20 protein-coding genes are annotated in these 17,236 nt (G+C 65.9%); 12 read left to right on the top strand and 8 right to left on the bottom strand.

The features are described from left to right. Window positions 1-2 precede the first annotated feature (2 nt). From ACTWPT_RS55080 to ACTWPT_RS55050, 7 genes are all read left to right on the top strand, one after another. Entirely contained in the window at window positions 3-698 is a 696-nt protein-coding gene (locus ACTWPT_RS55080; RefSeq protein ID WP_443185556.1) for a DUF2637 domain-containing protein, read from the top strand. 12 nt (window positions 699-710) lie between these two features. Further along, a complete protein-coding gene (locus ACTWPT_RS55075; protein WP_443185555.1) occupies window positions 711-1,043 on the top strand; it encodes a hypothetical protein in 333 nt (110 codons plus the stop codon). A gap of 11 nt (window positions 1,044-1,054) precedes the next feature. Continuing rightward, window positions 1,055-1,216, top strand: coding sequence for a hypothetical protein (locus tag ACTWPT_RS55070; protein ID WP_443185554.1), 162 nt, complete (start codon window positions 1,055-1,057; stop codon window positions 1,214-1,216). A 2-nt stretch (window positions 1,217-1,218) separates the two neighbouring features. Beyond that, the gene (locus ACTWPT_RS55065; RefSeq protein WP_441129104.1) at window positions 1,219-1,377 is read left to right on the top strand and encodes a hypothetical protein; all 159 of its coding nucleotides are present in this window, start codon (window positions 1,219-1,221) and stop codon (window positions 1,375-1,377) included. A 120-nt stretch (window positions 1,378-1,497) separates the two neighbouring features. After that, on the top strand, window positions 1,498-2,829 hold the full coding sequence (locus tag ACTWPT_RS55060) for a replication initiator (protein ID WP_443185553.1): 1,332 nt from the start codon (window positions 1,498-1,500) through the stop codon (window positions 2,827-2,829). Then, complete coding sequence (locus tag ACTWPT_RS55055) at window positions 2,826-3,017, top strand: helix-turn-helix transcriptional regulator (protein ID WP_443185552.1); 192 nt, start codon at window positions 2,826-2,828, stop codon at window positions 3,015-3,017. The genes ACTWPT_RS55060 and ACTWPT_RS55055 overlap by 4 nt, the downstream gene beginning before the upstream one ends. Then, on the top strand, window positions 3,014-4,405 hold the full coding sequence (locus ACTWPT_RS55050; RefSeq protein WP_443185551.1) for a tyrosine-type recombinase/integrase: 1,392 nt from the start codon (window positions 3,014-3,016) through the stop codon (window positions 4,403-4,405). The genes ACTWPT_RS55055 and ACTWPT_RS55050 overlap by 4 nt, the downstream gene beginning before the upstream one ends. 403 nt (window positions 4,406-4,808) lie before the next feature. Here ACTWPT_RS55050 and ACTWPT_RS55045 read toward each other — a convergent pair whose 3' ends face one another. Then, window positions 4,809-4,958, bottom strand: a complete 150-nt coding sequence (locus ACTWPT_RS55045; RefSeq protein ID WP_443185550.1) for a hypothetical protein — start codon at window positions 4,956-4,958, stop codon at window positions 4,809-4,811. A gap of 755 nt (window positions 4,959-5,713) precedes the next feature. Here ACTWPT_RS55045 and ACTWPT_RS55040 point away from each other — a divergent pair. From ACTWPT_RS55040 to ACTWPT_RS55025, 4 genes are all read left to right on the top strand, one after another. Continuing rightward, window positions 5,714-6,559: a hypothetical protein gene (locus ACTWPT_RS55040; protein WP_443185549.1), complete on the top strand. Its 846-nt coding sequence runs from the start codon at window positions 5,714-5,716 to the stop codon at window positions 6,557-6,559. After that, entirely contained in the window at window positions 6,556-6,777 is a 222-nt protein-coding gene (locus ACTWPT_RS55035; RefSeq protein ID WP_443185548.1) for an ArsR/SmtB family transcription factor, read from the top strand. The genes ACTWPT_RS55040 and ACTWPT_RS55035 overlap by 4 nt, the downstream gene beginning before the upstream one ends. Before the next feature lie 355 nt (window positions 6,778-7,132). Further along, a complete protein-coding gene (locus ACTWPT_RS55030; protein WP_443185547.1) occupies window positions 7,133-7,537 on the top strand; it encodes a hypothetical protein in 405 nt (134 codons plus the stop codon). An 85-nt stretch (window positions 7,538-7,622) separates the two neighbouring features. Further along, window positions 7,623-7,973: a hypothetical protein gene (locus tag ACTWPT_RS55025; RefSeq protein ID WP_443185546.1), complete on the top strand. Its 351-nt coding sequence runs from the start codon at window positions 7,623-7,625 to the stop codon at window positions 7,971-7,973. A gap of 424 nt (window positions 7,974-8,397) precedes the next feature. Here ACTWPT_RS55025 and ACTWPT_RS55020 read toward each other — a convergent pair whose 3' ends face one another. Together ACTWPT_RS55020 and ACTWPT_RS55015 are read right to left on the bottom strand one after the other, a co-directional pair. Continuing rightward, the gene (locus tag ACTWPT_RS55020; protein WP_443185545.1) at window positions 8,398-8,865 is read right to left on the bottom strand and encodes a GNAT family N-acetyltransferase; all 468 of its coding nucleotides are present in this window, start codon (window positions 8,863-8,865) and stop codon (window positions 8,398-8,400) included. A 458-nt stretch (window positions 8,866-9,323) separates the two neighbouring features. Next, window positions 9,324-9,737 (bottom strand): hypothetical protein, encoded by a 414-nt coding sequence (locus tag ACTWPT_RS55015; protein ID WP_443185544.1) that lies wholly within the window; start codon window positions 9,735-9,737, stop codon window positions 9,324-9,326. 117 nt (window positions 9,738-9,854) lie between these two features. On the opposite strand from ACTWPT_RS55015, the gene ACTWPT_RS55010 reads away from it, so the two are divergent. Continuing rightward, window positions 9,855-10,628 carry a class I SAM-dependent methyltransferase gene (locus ACTWPT_RS55010; RefSeq protein WP_206062001.1) on the top strand — a complete coding sequence of 258 codons (774 nt, stop codon included), beginning with the start codon at window positions 9,855-9,857 and terminating at the stop codon, window positions 10,626-10,628. A gap of 74 nt (window positions 10,629-10,702) precedes the next feature. Here the strand turns inward: ACTWPT_RS55010 and ACTWPT_RS55005 are convergent, their stop codons facing one another. From ACTWPT_RS55005 to ACTWPT_RS54985, 5 genes are all read right to left on the bottom strand, one after another. Beyond that, the gene (locus tag ACTWPT_RS55005) at window positions 10,703-11,026 is read right to left on the bottom strand and encodes a hypothetical protein (protein ID WP_095749789.1); all 324 of its coding nucleotides are present in this window, start codon (window positions 11,024-11,026) and stop codon (window positions 10,703-10,705) included. Window positions 11,027-11,250: 224 nt separating this feature from the next. Continuing rightward, on the bottom strand, window positions 11,251-12,099 hold the full coding sequence (locus tag ACTWPT_RS55000; RefSeq protein WP_443185543.1) for a carbohydrate kinase family protein: 849 nt from the start codon (window positions 12,097-12,099) through the stop codon (window positions 11,251-11,253). After that, window positions 12,092-15,526 carry an ADP-ribosylglycohydrolase family protein gene (locus ACTWPT_RS54995; RefSeq protein ID WP_443185542.1) on the bottom strand — a complete coding sequence of 1,145 codons (3,435 nt, stop codon included), beginning with the start codon at window positions 15,524-15,526 and terminating at the stop codon, window positions 12,092-12,094. The genes ACTWPT_RS55000 and ACTWPT_RS54995 overlap by 8 nt, the downstream gene beginning before the upstream one ends. Before the next feature lie 126 nt (window positions 15,527-15,652). Continuing rightward, complete coding sequence (locus tag ACTWPT_RS54990; RefSeq protein ID WP_443185577.1) at window positions 15,653-16,186, bottom strand: transposase; 534 nt, start codon at window positions 16,184-16,186, stop codon at window positions 15,653-15,655. After that, window positions 16,183-16,728, bottom strand: coding sequence for a helix-turn-helix domain-containing protein (locus tag ACTWPT_RS54985; protein WP_443185541.1), 546 nt, complete (start codon window positions 16,726-16,728; stop codon window positions 16,183-16,185). Before ACTWPT_RS54985 ends, ACTWPT_RS54990 begins: the two co-directional genes overlap by 4 nt. Window positions 16,729-17,236 lie beyond the last annotated feature (508 nt).

Raw genomic sequence — 17,236 nt, 5'->3', positions numbered from 1 at the left:
CGATGCGACGCCTCGCCCGCTGGCTGCTCGACACCGGCCCCGTCCTCGTCCTGGCCATCATCGCTGGAGCCGGGTCTTTCACCCACATCCGCGACACCGCCAGCGAACATGGACAGTCCGGCTGGATGGCCTGGGCGATCGCCGTCTGCATCGACCTGACCTGTGTCATGGCCGCCCGCGAACGCCAACGCGACAAGGAGACCGGCCGCAGGCGACGCGGCCTGATCTCCTGGCCCGTCCTGGTGCTGAGCGGCGGTGTCGTCCTGTCCCTGGCCGCCAATCTGCAACAAGCTGACCCAACCGTGTGGGGCCGGATCACCGCCGCCACCCCAGCGGCAGCCTTCCTCGTCGCCATCTCGATGCTCGAACGCCGGACGTCCGGCCCTCGTCCCGAACCGTCCCAGGACGTCTCCGAGACGTCCCCGGCAGACGTCTCAACGTCCCGTCCTCGTCCCAGCGAGCCCGAGGCCGTCCCCGGCACCGATCGTCCTGCCCTCGTCCCCGCCCAGGACGGCCAGAACGAACAACCAGGACCGTCCCCGGCACTCGTCGACTACGCCCGCCGCGTCGCCGACGAACACCACGCCAGGCACGGCAAACCCATCACCCGCGACGTTCTCCGCGCCCGCCTGGGCGTGTCCAACCAACTCGCCTCCGACCTGCTCCGCACCCTGCGGACCACCCCGGAAACCAGCTGAAAGGCCATCACCATGCAGAACGAACGAGACGCCCTCATCGCCGGACTCATCGCCCTGGCCGGCTTCCTCAAGGCCAACCCCGAGGTACCGGTCTCGCTGGCACCCGTCATCCTGCGGGCCTTCTCCGCCAACGGGCCCGACCACCAGATGTGCGCCGAGGTCGACAAGGTCGCCGCCCTGCTCGGCACCGAGATCGACCCCGACCACTTGCCCTACGGCCACTACATGACCGCCATCGACTTCGGGCCGGTCCGCTACGAGTTCATCGCCATCCTCGCCGCCGCCCGTGCCCGACACGCCGCCGAGGACAGCTACCGCGGCTGCATCAAGATCGACAATCTCTAGGAGATATCACCATGCGAATCCGCCTCGAAGGCAACCGCGCCGAACTCACGCTCGGCATGATCCACCTCCGCCAGCTCTTCACCGTCACGTCCATGTCGCGAGCCTTCCCCAACCGGAACCGGCCGCAGCACTACCGGCTCTACGTCACGATCACCCCGCGCAAGGACCGCTGACCATGGAGCCCGAAGAGCTCGAAGCCGACTGGACCGACATCCTCGCCGCCGTCCTGCTCGCTCACGGCCACTGCTGCACCTGCAACGGCACAGGCCTCGACGGAGATGGCGACACCTGCCGCGACTGCGACGGCACCGGCATCGACAACCACGGCGCATAGCCGAGATCCCCTCACCTGGCCACACAACCGCCAAGTTCCGCGCCAGGTGAGGGGCCATCCCACCAGATCGCATCCGGATAGGACGGTTCCATCTTGCACCACCCACACGCCATAGCCGGGATGATCTCCCGACTCCATCACCCGACCTACGACCGCTGGGCCTGCCAGATCAAGCGATCCGGAGGCTGCCGCCAGCCCATCCACCTGCGCGGCAAGGTCGAGCACTACGACCGGGCCACCGGTCAGCTTCTCCACCGCTACAGCACCATCCACGAGCCGGACGGCGTCCTGCGCGTGGCGTGCAAGACACGGCGTGCCTCCCGCTGCCCGGCCTGCGCCGAGGTCTACCGCGCCGACACGTACCAACTCGTCCGCGCCGGCCTGGTCGGTGGCAAGGGCGTCCCCGAGACGGTCAGCGCGCACCCGTGCCTGTTCGTCACCCTCACCGCACCGTCCTTCGGGGCCGTCCACGTGCGGCGGGAGAAGAACGGCAAGGTGCTGCCCTGCCACGCTCGCCGCGACGCTGAGACGTGCCCGCACGGACAGGTGATGTCCTGCACCGAGCGGCACAGCGCCGACGATCCCCGGCTCGGCGAGCCGATGTGCCCGGACTGCTACGACTACGACGGCTCGGTGTTGTTCAACGCCATCAGCCCCGAGCTGTGGCGGCGCTTCACGCTGGCCCTGCGCCGCCGCTTCGCCAAGCTCAACGGCCTGACTGTCAAGGCGCTGCGTGAGCACGTGAGCATCGCCTTCGCCAAGGTCGCCGAATACCAGCGGCGCGGCGTCGTCCACTTCCACGCCGTCATCCGCCTCGACGGACCGGACGGTCCCAACTCACCGCCCCCAGCCTGGGCGACGGCCGACGCCCTGGCCCAAGCCGTCCAACACGCGACTGCCGCAGTGACGGCGGAGATCAAGCCACTGGGCCGGACCTTCCGCTGGGGTACGCAACTCGACGTTCGTCGCATCACCCTGGACGGCGAACTGACCGAACAGGCCGTCGCCGCGTACATAGCCAAATACGCCACGAAGGCCGCTGAATGCGTCGGCACCCTGGACCGGCGCATCCAACCCCTCGACGACCTGAACCAGCTACCGGTGCGCGAGCACGCCCGCCGGCTGATCGCCGCCTGCATGCGCCTGGGCAGCCAGCCAGGGTTGGCCGACCTCCGGCTGATCCACTGGGCCCACATGCTCGGCTTCCGTGGCCACTTCTCCACCAAGAGCCGCCGCTACTCCACCACCCTCGGCGCCCTGCGCGCCGCCCGCGAAGAACACATGCGCACCGAAGAGATCACCACCGGACGGCTTCCCCTCTTCGAGGAGGACACCGTCCTAGTCGTCGCCCACTGGCAGTACGCCGGACAGGGGCTCTCCCTCGGAGAACAACTTCTCGCAGCGGCGATCACCGGCGTCCCCCTATCGAACGTCGGCAGTGATCCTCGATGAGCAGAAGCGACGAGTTGCTGACAGTTCCGCAGGTCCTCGCCGAGTTGGGCGGGGTCTCCCGTCGCACCTTCTACCGCTGGCGCGAGCTCGGCCGTGCGCCGGTCTGCGTTCAGCTGCCCAACCTCGAACTCCGCGTCTGGAGGAGCGACCTCACGGCCTGGCTCGACGCGCGGCGGGAGGCGAAGTGAAGACGACCTACGACGTGAGGTTCAGCCAGGTCCAGCAGCGCTCCAACCGAGGTATATCGGTCTACGTCGCCCGCTGGCGGGTCGCCGGCAAGGAGAGATCGAAGAGCTTCCGGACCAAAGGGTTGGCCAATGCCTTCATGTCGGACCCGCGGCAGGCGGCCAAGGCGGGGGAGGAGTTCGACATCGCCACCGGCTTGCCGGTATCGATGCTCGCACCGGAAGCCGCCGGGCCGTCGTTTCTGGAGTTCGGTCAGGCGTATGTGCTTCGGCGCTGGAACACCTCGGCGGCACGGACGCGCGAGACCGACGCGTACGCGCTCCTGACGCTGATCCCGGCACTGGTGGCGGACGCTCCGCGCCCGGCACTGGTGGCGGACGCTCCGCGCCGTCCCTCCGCGGAGGAACTGCGTGAGGTCCTCAGAATTCACGTTCTCCTGCCAGAGAACAGGCGGGCCGAGCTGACTACGGCTCAAGCTGCGGCGTTGAGCTGGCTGGAGAGGGCGTCCCTTCCGTTGGCGGCACTGGAGGAGGCGCACGTTCTTCGTACCGCGCTGAACGCCATATCGGTCACCTTCGCCGGTGCTCCGGCAGCGGCGAACATGGTGCGACGGAAGCGCTCCGTTCTGCATCACCTCCTGGAGCACGCGGTGGAGGAGAAGGTGTTCAGCAGCAACCCGCTGGACGGGATCAAATGGACGGCGCCGAAGGCCCTGACGATCGTTGACCCCCGCACGGTGGTCAACCCGGCCCAAGCGCGACAGCTCCTCGACGCCATCCCGCAGGTGGGCCGCAAGCGCGGTGTCCGGCTCCAGGCCCTGTTCGCCTGCATCTACTACGCCGCCCTCCGGCCGGAGGAGGCCGCCGACCTGCGGTTGAGGAACTGCACGCTGCCCGAGACAGGCTGGGGCCTGATCGTCCTGGAGAAGGCGCGTCCCCAGGGGACGAAGCGCTGGACCAACTCCGGCGAGACCCACGAGTCACGCTGCCTGAAGCACCGGGCGGACAAGGAGACACGAGAGATCCCGATCCCGCCCGTCCTGGTCGCCATGCTCCGCGAGCACATCGCCACGTACGGCACCGCCAAGGACGGCAGGATCTTCCGCACCGGCACCGGCGGCTCCTACTCCAGCTCGGCCTACTCCTACGTCTGGCAGGAAGCCCGCAAACTCGCCCTCACGCCGGAACAGATCGCGTCGTCACTGGCCGCCAGGCCGTACGACCTCCGCCACGCGGCGGTCTCGCTTTGGCTGAACGTGGGCGTACCGGCCGTAGAGGTCGCCAAACGCGCCGGTCACAGCGTTGATGTCCTGCTGCGCGTCTACGCCAAGTGCATCGACGGCCAGCAAGAGCAGATCAACGGCAAGATCAACGATGCCTTGAGCGAATAGGGCAGGTCTAGCCGCCTTCGGCCCCGGGCGACCGGGGCCACCATTCAACGCCGCTCGTCATGCCGCGTCGCTCCCACCGTGGGCCGTTACGTTGCGTCACTCTTGCATACACGGGCAGCGAGAGGAGGACCATGAACAGAGATCAGAACCGCTCCGCCGTCCCTCCCGAGGAATCGCGGCCGGTGGGGCGCCCGCCGTGCGGCCTGCCGCTTCGAGAGCGGCCCCGGCTCCTCGCCGCATCCGACGCGCTCTGCTGGAGAAGGTACTCGACCCCGGTACCGCCAGAACGATCCCCTCTTCGAAGCTGGGATCGCCCAACGCGACTGGCGCTCATTGCTGGCTTCCTGGTGTGCGCAGGCGTCGGCATCTGGTCGAGTTCATGGGGCACCAAGGGCGCCCCACCTCAAACGACGGTCGCCTCGATGCGGACGCCTCGCCCAATCATGTCCCAGCGGACCGTGGTGCTCGCCATGCCATCGACATCCCCGTCCGTGCCTCGAACGCCGCCACCCTCGGCGAGGACCAGACCAAGTCCCATGGTGTCGAAGAACAAGGCGATATCGTCGGCGAACCGTCATCGACCAGCGACTTCCAACGTGCCGCGTCCGCCTCAGCGTCGTGAGACCGTCCAGGTCCTGCGCAGGAATTCAACGACTCGCGCTGATCGTGTGAAAGAGCCCAGGCGTATTGATCGGCAAGATGAGGGCAAGAAGCGACAGAGATCGTTGATCGGCGCGAAGTGCGACGAGCTCTTTCCGCCTTCTCGTCCTGAATTCCGTATCCGTAACCGCGCATGCCATCTGGCCTTTGGATAGTGGCACTTCTGATTTCACTGATGAGAACTAACGGAGTTGAAGACGGTGGCCGCCACCCAGGATGAGCAGGGACGGGGAGGCGGTGCTGGAGGATGCAGCATCGCCGTCGACCTCAGACGCGATCAACTGCGCCCCGTCGGCTCCTGAAATCCCGAAAGCTTCGACTTTCCGCAGGTCAACGTAACTAGGGGGGCACTAACGGGAATTCTGAGGAGGATGCGCCGCTGATCGCGAGGACATCCCGTCCCGCACCTTGGCCACCTCAGCCTCTGAGCGGCCGCTTGCTGCGCGCCATAGATGAGCAAGTCCAGAGGGAGGTCGGCGTCGAGGCTCAGCCAATGCTGAACAAGCGCAGGGTCCAAGACTGTGACTGCCCACACCCGCTGCTGGCCTGGCTATGAGACGCCATGACCTGGCCGGCATTCGTTCCTCATGCAAACCTTGATCCTTGGACGCTTCGATGGGTCGCGAGTACGGTCCGAGGGAGATATTCATGCTGCGGTTTCACCTGACGTCCGATGACCTGACCCAAGTACGCATGGCCAGCCAGCCACTTGCCCTCTGGGACATCATCTTCAGTCTGAACCTGCTGCAGAACCGGCAGGCTGCCCTGTTGTTCGACCCCTGGCGCCACGCGGTACGCCGGCAACTAGAAAAAGCGCAGTTGACCAGCGCAGTGGCCATGCTCTCCCAGCTGTACTTCGAGGGGGGTCATGCACCGGACTTCTTGGTCGCTACGCCGGACCTGGCCGACCTGGACAGCGGTCTCGATGCGGTGATGTCGACTCCGCGGCCGATCCTGTGCGCCCAATTCGCCGAACTGGTCCGGCTCCGCCGCCGCCCGCTTCCCTCCTGGGCCCGCAACCTGGCCGAGGGGGATGCGGAGGCACTGAAGTCACTAGGGGCACTCCTGCGCCGCTACTACGACATCGCCGTCGCGCCCTACACCGCCCATCTGCAGGAGGCGTTCACCGCCGAGCGTTCCCGCCGCGCCGAGCTCGCGATTTCCGCCGGCGTGGACGGATGGCTGGCCAGCTATCCCGCGCAGGTCATGCAGTGGGAGCAAGGGGTCTTGATCACCCACCATCCCTTCGAGGCGGATTACCAGCTCGACGGCCGGCCCTTGACGTTCATTCCCTCATTCTTCGCCACGGATCTGCCGGTGGCGACCGGCGAGCGGTGGGTTCCTCCTGTGATCGCCTATCCCATCGCGCACCAACTGGGGTGGCTGACCAGCAGCGCGCATAGGCCTGCCGTACAGCAGAGCGGTTCCTCCTCGCTCAACCGTCTCATCGGACCAGCACGGGCGGCCGCACTGGACGCGCTGGGAACGCGATGACCACCACTCAACTCGCCGAGGTCCTGAGCCTGTCTCTGCCCATGGCCAGCAGGCACGCCGCGATCTTGCGCGAAGCCGGCCTCATCGTCTCCCAACGCCTCGGCCAGGCCGTCGTCCACACCCGTACTCCGTTGGGGGAGGCGCTGCTGAACGGCGCACCGGCCATCGCCATCCCGCCCTCCGGTCCTTGTGACCCTCCACGCGAAACGATGCCATAGACCCCCGAAGCGGAGGCGTATCCCCAGGCACCCTGGCCTACCCCGGCGAGCCGCGTCCTGCCGACGGCCGAGGCTTCCCTTCACGCAATTTGTGCCAGACCCGGTATTCACCCGTCGTCGGCAGGTCGCCGCAGTACATCAAGACCTTTGCGCCAGAACGCAAGGGCTTCAGTCGCCGATAGCCGCTCGGCCAGAATCAGCGGCATACCGCCGCGTGGCACGCAAGGGCAGGCCACAAGCGCGCCGGCTACCTCGGCCGGCCAAGGCTAATCTCCGCAGCCGTGAGCCGGACACGTTCAGCGGCATACCGCGATGTCGAGTAGCCAGTCCCATCGGTACATCAGGAAGGATTCACATGACCTTGACTAAGCCTCTCCGCAGCGTGTTCATCACCCTCGCGGTGGGAGCACTCGCGCTCTTGGCCGCACCGGCCCCCGCATCGGCCGGAGAGTATGACCTGGATCGATGCAAAGCCGGGATGGTCTGCCTCTATAAGGGCAGTCTGGCGGACGCCGACTTGATCGACTGGTCCTACGGCACATTCGGTCCCCGCAGCATGGGACCGAACACGCATTACTACCTCGTCAACAACGGACGCCAGCAGACCGGGCAAGACCACTTCTATTTCGAATATGCCGGGGTCACCCAGTGTCTGCACTACAACCAAGGGAAGACGCTTCAGTCGGGAGCATGGAAACACTACTACGCGCCCAACACGCAAATCATGGTCGATCAGCGATGGGGCGGCGAATGCCCTTAGCCTCTACCTTTCGGCTGAGGCCGAACGTCGCCGGTGCCCGGCTACCTTCAAAGCACATCGATCCGCCAGTGAATGGAGAACCTCGTTGACCATCCGGACCTCGCTTCGCCGCGCAACCGGTGTCTCCGCCGCCGTCGCAGCGAGTGCGCTTATGCTGCTGGCGGCCACCGCGCCCGCGCACGCCACAGACGTGAACATCAGTCCTCTGGTGGACTGCAAGACCACGTCGGTCGGCGCGGTCGGGGGCGGGATCACCAAGTTCTCGGCCAACTGCTATGGCGATCCCTACAAAAAGACCGTCTATTGGATCAACGGCAAGTGCAATGGCGTGACCTATAGCAGCGGCTCTGCTACCACCTACTTCGGCTACGGCGGCTCGGTCTATCTCAACTGCTCAAGCGGCTTCACGTGGCTCGAAGTGACCGCCACTCACTGATCAATCCTCTTGCGACCCGCTTCCGCAAGGGTGTGGGTCACAAGAAGTTGCCCGCTAGCCGTTCACGGGGTTGAGACTGACTGCGGATAGCCGTTGACGGCACCCGCGAGTAACTTAGCTGGATGCTTCGGCAGGGTCGTCTCGCGCTGCGGGTCCGCCCTCGGTCGGGATGACCGAGGGCGGACCCGGCTGGCCGGGCAGCAGCCCGGTCAGTGCGGTTCGGATGGCGGCCCGGCTCACTCCATGCGAACGGGCGAGGGCCGCGATCGAGGTACCACGGTCGGCGACCGCCGATCGCACTTCCTCAAGTCGGGCGCCAGCCAGTTAGTCGTCGTCTCGGACGCGTCGATGACTTTCGACGCCCGTCCGAGGGGAGGCTGGCTGACTCACTGTTCACCTGCGGCGGAGCAACTCCGCGCAAGCATCAAAGCGGCTGCTCCAGCACGTGTTTCAACTCAGCGAATCCGGCCGCCGCATAGAAGGCCTTGGCGTCCTCGTTGAAGTCCAGCACGTCGGTTAGCAGCCTCTGGCAGCCCTCCCGCCTGCCCGCATCCCGCACGGCCTCGATCAGCTGACTCGCAATCCCGCGTCTGGCGGCTTGTGGATCCACCGCCAGCTGATTGAGGAGGATGAAGGATTCGGCGCGGACGAACGGGTTTTCCTCGCGACGCACGATGGCAGCCACGGCATACCCGAGTGGACGATCAATCTCGGCGATGAAAGCACGCGTGACGTCTTTGACCAGGAGAGCCGCGAAGTAGTCGGTCAGTTCGTCTGCGGGTGGGTCGACGCGGTAGACGTCGGGGCGGTGAGCGGCGTGGACCGCATGAACGTGAGGGTTCAGCAGGGCCAGGATTCCGGCGTCCTCTGCCGCGGCGGCGCGGATCTTCATGGAGGCACCCTAGATCCTGACCGCTCTCAAGAGAGAATTATCTGTCCAGCGCTCCCGCCCTTCAGCGACCCGTAGGTCAGATCGCGCGTCATCGTGTCAGTGACCACCCTGGTGAGACGGAACAGGTCACCGCCGGTGGCGTACTCCAGGGTGACGTCCGACGCGGGCAGGGCGTCGGCCGAGGCCGCGTACGAGATGCGCTGAAGTCGGCCTAGCGGGTCCGACCCGTAGTCCTAGGTGGTCCGCGCGCCCCGCGCGTCGACGTGCAAGGCGAGTCGATCACCGTCGGTGTAGGCGTAGACGTCGCTCCACCGGATGCTTCCCAGGTGGTATACGCCATCGTCGTTGAGACTCACCGCGCGTGAGAGGCAGGTACGTCACGGGGACGTCGGGTGATTCCTTCGCCGGCATGTCGTACCGGTCGGACACGGGCTGCTTCTTCTGCTTGCGTCGCGACGTCATCGTTCCTCGATCCAGCCGTTGTCGATGCCGGGGTTGTCGTCGTGCACCACGAACTCCTGCTCGGCCTCGAGCAGCGCGAAGCCGGCCGCGCTCAACTCCGCCAGAAGTGCGTCGAACCGCCGTCTTGCCTCGGGCAGGCCGACGTTCCTGCAGCGCTGCGTCACGAACCGCTCATGGGAGCCGTCGCCACGCAGCCGCCTGACGTTCCGTGACACGTGCGCCGAATGGCGTGCGGCGATCGTGGCCAGGGCCGCCGGGTCGTCGCGGACCGCCACCTTGGCGTGGTGCTCGAAATAGCACGCGGCCAGCGCGGCCGCCGCCTCCGCGCTCGCCGGCACGTCCTCGTTCCACGGCGCGGCCTCGATCTTGACCCGGACGACGTCGAAGCCCTCGTCACGCAGCCGCGCCACGCTGATCGCGGCGGCGGCCCGCTGGCCGGTCAGGGTGCCGCGGCGCCATCCTTGCGAAAACCATTGGTGCCCGGCTTGCTCCGCTGATGGACTGACGTCCTACCGTGAGTCTGCCGCGTGACGGAGGTAGTGGTTGTGACAGGCTATGACGTGCTTGCCGAGGTGTACGAATGGCTCATCTCGGATGCAAAGTTGCCTCCAGCCGAGTTCGCTGCGTCGTTCGACGACGTCCTCAATCTCCTGCCGTCGAACGCTCACGTCCTCGACTGTTCGTGCGGAACCGGACAGTTGGCGGTTGGCCTCGCCGGTCGTGGCATGCAGGTTGTCGCAACTGACGCCAGCGAGGCGATGGTTCGTCGGACTGCAGAGTTGTCTGAGGAGTTCGGGGCATCCGTCCGGGCCGTACGGGCGAACTGGGAAGAGTTGCCCGACCATTTCCAGGACAACACGTTCGACATGGTGTTCTGCGTTGGCAACTCGCTTCACCATGCCGCGGGCGCGACAGGCAGGGGTGCTGCTCTGGAGTCGATGTCACGGCTTCTGCGCCCCGGCGGGCGCTTGGTACTCACATCCCGCACTTGGGAACTCGTGAGGGCCAGAGGTTCCCGGCTGGAGATCAGTGACCGACTCGTCCGCCGGAACGGTCGCGATGCCGTCGTGGTCTACCGCTGGGAGATTGCGCCGCATTGGGAGGAGGAGCACCACATCGAGATTGCGATCGCGCAAGTTGATGCGACCGGGTTGGTTCTTGTCCGCTCGGAACTGCTGTCCTGCTGGCCCTACCGGTACGAGGAACTCGAAGTCGAGCTGCACCGGGTCGGACTCCAAACGGAACTGAGCACGTTCGATCTTGAGGCCGAGAACTACATGGTGGTCGCGAGCAAGGTATAAACACCGGACTCTCAGTCCCTGGCCGGACCGCGCGGTTGCTCGCAGGACGCTTGCGCCCTCTCATCGGTGCGGGTTCAAGTGGTCAACGCAACGCCTCGGACGAGGAGTGCTCGTCGATCAGACGGCGGTAGATCCGGGGTGACGGTGTGGCGCTGTTTCCTGGTCGCGTCCAGATCAATGAGCAGGATCTCGTCGATCAGCAGCGTGAACGGATCCAGCTTCGACGGCCGCGCCGAAGCGGTTGTCGTGCGTGGCTGCGGCCAAGCCGAGGTCAGGGCCTTGTTGACCGTGCTCCAGGTGACGCCGTACTTGCACTGCAACGCCCGGTTCGACATGCCATCGCGGGAGTCGCGCCGCAGCGCGGCGTACAACTCGACCTTCGACTGGCCAGGCGGCATCGGGGGTGCTCCTTTACTGAGCACATCCAGCTTGACACCGCAACCCCGATGGTGACGTCAGAATTCGCGAACATCTTTCTGGGCCATCACCTGGTGCCGTCAGCTTTCACGAACAACTGACGTCACCAACTACCGACAGAACCACATATCGTTCCATCGGACGGTGCCCGGTTCGACCGGGTTTCTCCTCGGTTAATGCAGGACCCGACGTGTACGTAGCATCATCAGGAGCGAAAGCGATCAGCGCTTGGCGATTCCCTAGGTCGTGGGCCTGACGTCCCGGCCAGATGCACCGAAGTTGTGTTTGGCATGGATGACTTCGCCCGAACAGTAGTAGCGGCCCAGGCGAGACCGAGATGCACGCCTTCGGCCAGAGGTCTTCCGTTGCCGATCTCCCAGAGAAGGCCGGCGGCGAAGGCGTCGCCTGCTCCGGTGGTGTCTACTGCGTCTGTTGGGATGGCCGGGTAGTGGTCGCTCTTGCCCGGTGAGTAGACGGTGACGCCTTTGGCGCCTTCGGTCACGATGGCGGTGGCTTCCTCGGGGATCGCGGAGAAGTCGTTACGGGATCCGATCAGGTAGCGCATGGCGGGGGTGGTGCCCGGCGGGACGCTGGTGACCAGCGCTCCTGCGGCTGCCATGGCTTGGGCTGCGGCAGTGAAGGAGTCGTGCCAAGCGGCGAAATAGACGATGTCTCCTGGCGCCACGGCGTCGACCGGGATCGTGATGGTGTGCAGCAGGTCAGCGCGGATGCCGATGATGGTCCGTTCGCCGTTGGGCTCGATGAGCAGAACTACGGAGGACGTGTGCCCCGGCAGGACCTGCACATGTTCGACGTCGACCCCGGCAGCAGCGAGCGTCTTCGTCATGTTCTGGCCGGCGGCATCGGCCCCCACGTAGCCGACCATGTGGACACGGGCCCCGGCCTGGCTCAGCGCGACGGCGACATTGGCGCCGGTTCCGCCTGGGCGCTCGATGCTTTCGCCGGCTTGGATGAAGTGACCGCTGGCGGGGATGCGGTCAACGTACAGGGCGAGGTCCCAGGCGATGGGGCCGATGATCCAGAAGTCACGCATACGCCGCCCGTCGCATGGCCCACAGCCCTTCGGCAAGCGCGTCCAGCCCTGCCGGGAGAGCGACTTGAGGGGCCCAGGGGATGTCCGCCGAGTCTTGGCGGCAGCTCAGGATGCCTCCGATGATTGCAGCCACGGTGTCAGTGTCCCCACCAAGGCTGACCGCATACCGCATGGCCTCAACCGGTTCGTCGTGAAGGTGGAGTACATGCAGGATCGCGCCCAATGTGTCCATGACATCCAGCGATACTCCGCTCGAATCGGGCTCCCATCCTGCGGTGAAGGGGACGTTGAAGTGATCGAGTTCTTCTCGGGCAACGGAGATCAGGTCCTCGGCGGTGCAGGCCTCGAATGCCCAAGATCCCATGGCGGCCACTGCACAGGCGGTGGCGATCGCCTTCGGATCGGCATGAGTGGTCTTCGTGATTCGTATGGCCAGCTCCCGGCGGCGTTCGGCATCGGTAGCGGGAACAGCCCAGCCAATGGGCAGCACGCGCATCATGGCGCCGTTGGTCGCTCCGCCATCGGCTACCAGTTCTCCGGTTGCTTCGAAACGCGCTACAGCTCTCTGGGTGGTGGGGCCGGCTCCCCGCATGGTCGGCATTGCCGCAGCCAGGGCGGTGAGAAACGCCGCCTCTGAGCCGCCGGTGCCGATCAGATTCCGGGCGAGCAGGATGAGCTGTTCGGTGTCGTCTGACGTGCTGCCGAGCGGCCATCCCTCTCGTGCGGTGAGTATGTCGGAGAGAAGGATGTCCTGGGGAGGCTTGCCCTCCCAGGGGACGCCGAGCGCGTCGCCGCAGCAGAAGCCGGTAAGCCCGTTGAGGATGCGTACCGCAGATGGGATCGACTGGTCGGGGAACAATTGGGCGAGGACGCCGAACCCACCCTGCTCGATGGCGTGTCGTCCGCGATCGGCGTAGCGGACGCGTTCGCGACCCTGCGCCAGGCGGGCCAGTGAAAGGCAGGCGGAGGCCACATCGTAGGGAGTGCCGTGGTGCTCGAACTCTTTCAGGGCCTGGACGGTCAGTTGCCACGCGCCTGCATGGTCGCCGTTAGCTTGGCGTACGTCGGCTTCGCTGTGGGTGACCTTCGCGGCGAGTAGGCCGTCGCCGAGATCTCGGGCTGCGCGACCGGCCTCAGCCAGCGTCTGAGCGGCCTCTCGTACCAGGCCGAGACCGCATTGGGCCTTGCCCAACCCGTGGAGGGATTGAGCGACTCCGCGGGCGTCTTCTGACGCTTTACGAATGTCGAGAGCCTTGTTCTGGTTGACCAACGCGGTTTGCCAGGCGCCGGCGGCCTCGGCGACCAGTGCTGCATCCTGCAGCAGGCCGGCGTACAGGGCCTGGTCGCGCAGGTGGGCGGGACGGGCAGCCACGTCCTGAAGTGCCTGGTTGATGAGTGTGTCGGCACGATCGACGTTGCCGGAGAAGTATTCGATCTCGCCGAGAAGTTTGAGCCAGGGTGCCTGATCGGTCGTGGCGTTCATGCCCTCGGTGGCGTGCTCGCGTCCTTCTGCGAAACGCCCTCGATACAGCTCGATCTCGGCCAACCGGAACAGGAAGCCTTCCCGGGCGTCGCCTTCCGTGAGCGCCAACGCCGCCTGGGCGAGATTGCCTGCCCTTTCGAAGTCGCCTCTGCAGAAGGCCACCTCGGCGCGGAGCAACTCGGCGTGTGCTGACCGGTGAGGTAGTCCGTCCAGCAGGGCTTCGGCTTGGCTCCAGCGGCCGAGCCCGAGATAGGCGCGGGCCACGCGGTACAGGCAGCGGCCTTTGTCCTCGTCGCGGTCGATGCGCAGGTCGCTGAGCAGGCTTGCGAGGGCGCGGCATTGGTCGAAGCGTCCGGTGGCCAGGCTGCGATCCATGAGCGTGGCCCAGGCCGTGACGCCTTGGGCGGCGTGGAGATGGCTCAGGTGATAGGCCGCTTCCAACTCGGCGGTGAACTCCTGGCGCCCGCTGTAGTGCCGAGCCAGCACCTCATGGGATCTGCGCACCTCCGCCGGGCGGACGTGTTGGAGGGAGCGGCGCAGGATGTTGTGCATGGTGTATGCGCCGGATCCGCTGGCCGTACCGCCTCGTAGCGGCGAGATGAAGGAGAAGGCCGTCAGTTTGCTGAAGGCGCTGCGATCGCAGGGGAAGTCGAGCGCCTGGCCGAGGTGGTGGAAGGTCTCGGCGGTGAAGGCGCGGCAGGCACTTACGGCCAGGATGCCGTACTCAGCTTCGGCAGGCGTCCACTGCAGCAACCGGCGAGCCAGGTCGCGTTCCTTGTCGACCAACGTGGCGAAGTCGGCAGGATCCAGACGGGAGCCGGCGGCCAGCGTCACATCGGCGCACAAGCCCAGGAAGTAGGGGTGTACCTCGTCCGGGGCGGTGGAGGCGTAGGTCACCAGCGCTGTTTGCATGGCTGGATGGGTGATGCCGGCGAGGGTGAGGTACTGCGTCGCATCAGCCGTGGTCAGGTGGCCGACCAGCCGATGCTCGATATAGCGCTCCGGGATGGGGAAGACGGGAGCGGACGGCCACGGCGGACGGGTGCGGCCTGCCACGATGGCGACGATCCCGGCTCCCAGATCGAGGTGGCCGAGCAGGCAGCGCAGCCACTCATCGCGCATCAGCTTGTCAGCGTGAATCAGGCTGTCGGCATCGCCGATGGCCTCGCCGAAGAACGCCTCGTGGGTGTCGAAGAGCAACACGATCCGCGCGTGGTCGCCGGCTGCGTCGTTGAGGTCCTTGGCGAACAGGCGCGGCAGCTCATGCAGTAGGTCCGGCTCGGGCACGAGAGCCAGGATGTCTTCCGCGTCCTGCTGTGAGAGACGGCGTTGCATCCGCCGGCGGGTGAAGGCCTTGTCCATGCGCGAGTTGAGCATGTGGAAGAGTTGCTGCCCCACGCGCAGAACTGGCAGCGTCAACACGGCATCGGCGATGTCCAACGCGATGTTGACCTCGCCGCGGGGGAACAGCTCGGGCACCCGGTGGGCGATGTCGAAGCCGAGTTTGTGGAGGTAGGTGATGGCGGCGAAGTCGAAGCGGGGCATGGCGATCCCGTGCTGGGCGAGTTGGCGTTTGAGCATGAACAACGCCGAGAACGCCTCTTGCGGGCGATTCTCGCCCGCTGGCCGGGCTCCGAAATCGATCCTGGCCACTGGCACCTGCTGACCACGCTCGGCCAGTTGCTCCAGCAGCTGGGGGTCAGGGGCCTCGCGAACGCCCTCCCATGTGTCGGTACGCAGGCAGCAACGCTTCTCCAGATGGCGCAGCAGCAGCGACTTGCCGTTACCACCCAGCCCGTGCAGGTACAGGATCCGTTCTGGGGGCGGGTCCTCGTTGATGAGCGTGACGACATGCCGGGTTAGCTCGAAGCGGTTCGCGAATAGATCGAGCGAGCGGTCATGCGCTACTACGGATCGGGTTCTTCCCTCCTGAAAGATCGGCACAGTCAGCTCGGTATGTGTGTGAGTCGCATGTGGTATCCCGTCCCGGGTAGACGAGCGTCTCAACGGCGTTGTACGGCCCATGCATGTGCGGCAGGACCGACGTACAGAGAATGAAAGTTCGGGGTGTCATGTCGATCTCGGGTTCGTGATCAGGCCGGTGTGTGCCAGGAAGGCGTCTAACAGGTCGGGGCGGTACTGCATTTGCTTGAGTCGGCTGCGGATGATCGTGGCGAGGTCGTCGAGGGTGCAGGGGGCCAGGTTGCCCAGGCCGCGTTTGAGGTGCGACCACACGGTTTCCACGGGATTGAGTTCGGGCGCGTAGGTCGGCAGGTGGAACACCGTCAGCCACGGGCGCGTGTCGATCAGGTTGCGCATCCGGGCGTCGACGTGGGTGTTGACGTTGTCCCAGATCAGCACGATCGGCCCGCCGAGCTGCTGGTGGGCGGCGTCCAGCAGGCGGGCGTAGTCGGTCTCGGTGAACCCTTTGCGTTCGTTCTTACGGCGCCGGTAGATCCTCATGCGGTAGATCAGCCGGGTCCGCTGCCCCGGCTTGAGGCAGATCAGCCCGGCCAGGTTGACGCGCCCGGAGCCCTTGCCGGAGACGGTGACGGTGGGGGTGCGTCCACGGCGGGACCAGGTGCGGGCCTTGGGCGGCCTCAGCGATTGTCCTGCTTCGTCGGCGAAGCAGATCCACGCGTCCTGGTCCCGCGCCGTTGTTCCGCCAGCGGCCAGGTTTCCTTCACCCAGGTGGCGATCGCTTCTTCGTCGCGTTCGGTGGCGCGGCGCTGGGGGACCTGCGGGCTCCAGCCCAGCCGATGCAGGAGGTAGGAGATCCCGCGCGGGGTGTAGGTGACGTGGAACAACCTGCCGACCAGGACGCTGACACGGGCCAGAGTCCACCGCTGATCCTCGGTCCACCCCCACACGGCCGGACCGGCGTCCAAGGCGGCTTCCAACCGCTCCACCTGCGCATCGCTGAGCCGGCACTGCTGCCCGCCCGGCCCTTTCGACTCCAGCGCCTCGATCCCTGCCGTGCGCCAGGCCTTGTGCCAGACATAGGCCGACTTGCGTGAGACCCGCAGCTTCTTGGCCACCTGAGGCGGCGACATGCCTGCGGCGAATAACCCGGCAGCCTCCAAGCGGACCTGTTCACGCTTGGCTCGCGCCGCCGGGGTCAGACCACCACCATCCGGATAACGCATCCCACCGGCATACTCCCGAACCCCGCCGCGAGCACGCAACCACGCCGTGTTACCTCAGACTTTCAACCGCTGTAGTGTGAAGTCACCTCGATTGGTTGTACACCGAGCGTCGGGCAAGAGTGGCTGAAACTGCAGTCTGGATGGCTACAGCGGATGCAGTCTGTGTTGTCATCCGGCCGACGGGAGTGACGGTTTCGCCGATATTTAGTATAGACGGGTTGTAATGACCATTTTTGACCCGTCCGCAACCATGCGAGTGTAATTCCGGTTGTTTATAGAGATACGTGGGGCGTTTACCCGGATTGGCCGGTGTGCTTGACTTCTGCCTTGTAACCCACACCCTCGGGGAGGGTCCATGGGGGAGTTCGTCGGTATCGACCCCAGGGCTCCGGCGTAGTGGGGTTTTGTCCCGTTTCTCGATCATGCGAGGTTGAGGACGGTGAGAGCGCGGGTGGCGTCGCGGGAGATGTAGCGGATGGCTTGGGCGATGTTGTCGGCGCCGTTCAGG

This window comes from Nonomuraea sp. 3N208, from assembly GCF_052245935.1.
Taxonomy (GTDB): domain Bacteria; phylum Actinomycetota; class Actinomycetes; order Streptosporangiales; family Streptosporangiaceae; genus Nonomuraea.
Note: the sequence above shows the minus strand (reverse complement) of the source record. Positions and strands in the feature narration are given on the sequence as shown.

Coding starts and splice junctions, on each gene's coding strand:
- ACTWPT_RS55080 (WP_443185556.1), top strand. CDS start 3: ATGCGACGCCTCGCCCGCTGGCTGCTCGACACCGGCCCCGTCCTCGTC.
- ACTWPT_RS55075 (WP_443185555.1), top strand. CDS start 711: ATGCAGAACGAACGAGACGCCCTCATCGCCGGACTCATCGCCCTGGCC.
- ACTWPT_RS55070 (WP_443185554.1), top strand. CDS start 1,055: ATGCGAATCCGCCTCGAAGGCAACCGCGCCGAACTCACGCTCGGCATG.
- ACTWPT_RS55065 (WP_441129104.1), top strand. CDS start 1,219: ATGGAGCCCGAAGAGCTCGAAGCCGACTGGACCGACATCCTCGCCGCC.
- ACTWPT_RS55060 (WP_443185553.1), top strand. CDS start 1,498: ATGATCTCCCGACTCCATCACCCGACCTACGACCGCTGGGCCTGCCAG.
- ACTWPT_RS55055 (WP_443185552.1), top strand. CDS start 2,826: ATGAGCAGAAGCGACGAGTTGCTGACAGTTCCGCAGGTCCTCGCCGAG.
- ACTWPT_RS55040 (WP_443185549.1), top strand. CDS start 5,714: ATGCTGCGGTTTCACCTGACGTCCGATGACCTGACCCAAGTACGCATG.
- ACTWPT_RS55035 (WP_443185548.1), top strand. CDS start 6,556: ATGACCACCACTCAACTCGCCGAGGTCCTGAGCCTGTCTCTGCCCATG.
- ACTWPT_RS55030 (WP_443185547.1), top strand. CDS start 7,133: ATGACCTTGACTAAGCCTCTCCGCAGCGTGTTCATCACCCTCGCGGTG.
- ACTWPT_RS55020 (WP_443185545.1), bottom strand. CDS start 8,865: ATGAAGATCCGCGCCGCCGCGGCAGAGGACGCCGGAATCCTGGCCCTG.
- ACTWPT_RS55005 (WP_095749789.1), bottom strand. CDS start 11,026: ATGCCGCCTGGCCAGTCGAAGGTCGAGTTGTACGCCGCGCTGCGGCGC.
- ACTWPT_RS55000 (WP_443185543.1), bottom strand. CDS start 12,099: ATGCGTGACTTCTGGATCATCGGCCCCATCGCCTGGGACCTCGCCCTG.
- ACTWPT_RS54985 (WP_443185541.1), bottom strand. CDS start 16,728: ATGCGTTATCCGGATGGTGGTGGTCTGACCCCGGCGGCGCGAGCCAAG.